The following is a 2,997-nucleotide window of genomic DNA, read 5'->3' on the forward strand; positions in this document are numbered from 1 at the left end:
GATCTGACCGAGCATGTCTGGGCCGGCGGCAGCATCAAGCTGACGCTGGTCGCCACCGACGACGCCGGACACACCGCGTCCAGCGAAACCAAGACGCTCTTGATGCCCGAGCGGCCATTCGCCAACCCGCTGGCGCGCGCCGTGATCGAACAGCGCCGCCTGCTCGCGCTCGACACCAATGCCAAGCCGCGCGTGCTCGACCTGATGGACGCCATCACGCTGCGGCCTGAAGACACGTTCGACAACATGTCCCACTACCTCGCCATCATGAGCGCGATGAGCCGGCTGAAACTGGCCGGGAACGATGATCAGCTGCGCGGCGAGGTCGCCTATCTCTGGGAAATCGCGCTCGGCATCGAGGAGGGCAATCTATCGGCCGCCGAAAAGCGGCTGCGCCAGGCGCAGCAGGCGCTCCAGGACGCCATCAAGAACGGTGCCAGCGACGCCGAGATCGAGAAGGCGATGAAGGAACTGCGCGAGGCGATGAACCAGTTCCTGCAGGAATTCGCCGAGCGCGCCAAGCAGAACCCGAATGCGCCGCAGATGCAGCAGAACGGCCAGGAACTGCGCCAGAGCGACATCGACCGCATGATGGACCAGATCGAGAACCTGGCGAAGTCGGGCGACCGCGACAAGGCGCAGCAATTGCTGTCGCAACTGCAGGACATGATGAACAACCTTCAGGCCGGCCGCCAGCAGCAGGGCGGCGAGCAGGACAGCCAGATGCGCCAGCAGATGGACAAGCTCGGCGAGATTTTGCGGCGCCAGCAGGAGATGATGAACGACACGTTCCGCATGGACCAGATGCAGCGTGGCGAGCGACAGCGTGGCAAGAATCGCGACGAGCAGCTCGGCGAAGGCAGCGGCGAGAACCAGGACAAGCCAGGCGTTGGCGAGGACCGCGATCCGCTCGCCAGGCAAAAGCCGATGACGCCGCAGGAATTCGCCGATGCGCTGAAGCAGTTGCAGGAAGGCCAGGGCCAGCTCAAAAGCGATCTCGAACAGCTGAAGAAGGGCCTCGAAGGCATGGGCATGGAGCCCAATGAAGGATTTGGCGAAGCCGGCAAGTCCATGGGCAGCGCCGAGCAGGCGCTTGGCGAGGGTCAGGGCGACGAGGCCGTCGGCCACCAGGGCCGGGCGCTCGAGGCGCTGCGCAAGGGCGCCAAGGACATGATGAAGCAGATGCAGGCCATGCAGGGCGACCAGGGCGGCAGCCAGGAAGGTGGCCGTCAGCAGGACGCCGACCGTGACCCGCTCGGCCGGCCGCGCGCCAGCCAGGGTCCCGATTTCGGCGATTCGGTGAAAGTGCCCGATGAGATCGACGTGCAGCGCGCGCGCCAGATCCTGGAAGCGATCCGCAAGCGGCTCGGCAACGCGCTCAGCCCCGATATCGAGCGCAGCTATCTGGAACGGTTGCTGGAACTGAAATAGTAAACGGCGGAGCAACCGAAGACGTCTATGACGCCGGTTGGACCTGCCTGTTGACGAACGCCTCGCGGATCGCCTCCTGCATGCCGTCGATCGCTTCACCGGAAGCGTTCGGGTTGCGGTGCATCACCACATTGGAGGAATCGATGTCGCCGAACCCATCCGCGGACGTCAGTTCGCGGCAGTCCGCCGGAATGTTGCTGCGCGAAATCGGCGCGATCGCCAACCCTGAGGTGACGGCAAGCTTCAGGCCGCCATTGGTGTCACTGGTATAGGCGACGCGATAGGCAAGGCCGCGCTGCTCCAGCGATTTGATGGCGAAGTCCTTGCACCAGCCGGCGCGGTTGTAGAGCGCGATCGGCAGCGGCTGTTCCTCATGCATGTGATGCAGGTTCGACGTCACCCACACGGTCGGGTCGTGCATCAGCACCTCGCCGCCGGAAAGGTCCTGCCACTCGAAGACCACGGCGAGATCGAGCTCGCCCGCGGCGAGCGCCGCAACCTGCGCCCACGAATGGGCGTAGCGCACCGTGACTTCGACCTTTGGATGGCGCTTCGAGAATGCGCCGAGCGCGCGCGACAGGATGGCGTGGCCATATTCCTCCGGAATGCCGATGCGCACCGGCCCGCCCAGCGGCGCCGCCGCCATCGACGCAGCCGTCTCGTCGAGCAGCGAGACGATGCGGCGGGCATTGACGATGAGTTCGCCGCCACGCCGCGTCAGTGCGACGCCACGTGAACCGCGCTCGAACAAGGTGTCGCCGACCAACTCCTCGAGCTTCTTCATCTGCATCGACACGGCCGACTGGGTGCGGCCGGCCTGTTCGGCGGCCCTCGTGAAATTGCCGGCCTCGGCGATGGCCACGAAGGTACGCAGGAGATCGCTGTCGAGGGTTGGCCGCATGGCATCCATCATAAGTAAATTTGATTGCTGGCATCATTCCAATTCGTTTGCAACATGTCAAACGTCGACCGATAGTCGCCTCACCCATTGGATATGCAGCCGCGAAATCGGCTGCGGACCAATCGAAGAGTCCTCACTCGTGCCCGCTGCCCGAAAACGGTGGCGGGTTCTTTTTGATCTGGACAGGGGCGCCGGATCGTATGCGCGGGAGCCTGAACACGAATGCACAATAGGATGGTGCGCGGCATCCTGAGCCTGTGCCTGGGCGTGCTGGTGTTCTCGCTGCAGGACCCGCTCGTCAAAGCCGTATCGAGCGGCTATCCGGTGACCGAGGTGATGGCGATCCGCTCGATCGTCGCCTTGCCGATCCTGATCGTTCTCGTCCACGCCGATGTTGGCTTGCGGGCCATCTTGTCGCGGCGCTTCGGCCTGCTGACCATACGCGCCTTCATCCAGTTCACCTCCTACACGGTCTATTACCTGGCCATCGCCGCCCTGCCGCTGGCCGACGCCGTGGCGCTCTATTTCATGGCGCCGCTGTTCATCATGGCACTGGCCGGGCCGTATCTTGGCGAACGCGTTTCCTGGCGGACGCTGGCGACCGTGCTGATCGGATTGCTCGGCGTGGTCATGATGGTGCGTCCAGGCGCTGGGCTGTTCGATTG

Annotated in this window: 3 protein-coding genes; 2 read left to right on the forward strand and 1 reads right to left on the reverse strand. The window is 64.3% G+C overall.

The annotated features are described in order from the left end of the window. The coding region (locus tag EOA36_RS32260; RefSeq protein WP_127280877.1) for a TIGR02302 family protein at positions 1–1,431 on the forward strand (1,431 nt) is incomplete at its 5' end. Positions 1,432–1,456: 25 nt separating this feature from the next. Here the strand turns inward: EOA36_RS32260 and EOA36_RS32265 are convergent. Next, a complete protein-coding gene (locus EOA36_RS32265; RefSeq protein ID WP_127280878.1) occupies positions 1,457–2,332 on the reverse strand; it encodes a LysR substrate-binding domain-containing protein in 876 nt (291 codons plus the stop codon). A gap of 222 nt (positions 2,333–2,554) precedes the next feature. Here EOA36_RS32265 and EOA36_RS32270 point away from each other — a divergent pair. Then, positions 2,555–2,997 (forward strand): DMT family transporter (locus EOA36_RS32270; RefSeq protein ID WP_145969424.1); only part of this gene is annotated, 443 nt, incomplete at its 3' end.

This window comes from Mesorhizobium sp. M8A.F.Ca.ET.021.01.1.1 (genome assembly GCF_003998025.1).
Classification (GTDB): Bacteria; Pseudomonadota; Alphaproteobacteria; order Rhizobiales; family Rhizobiaceae; genus Mesorhizobium.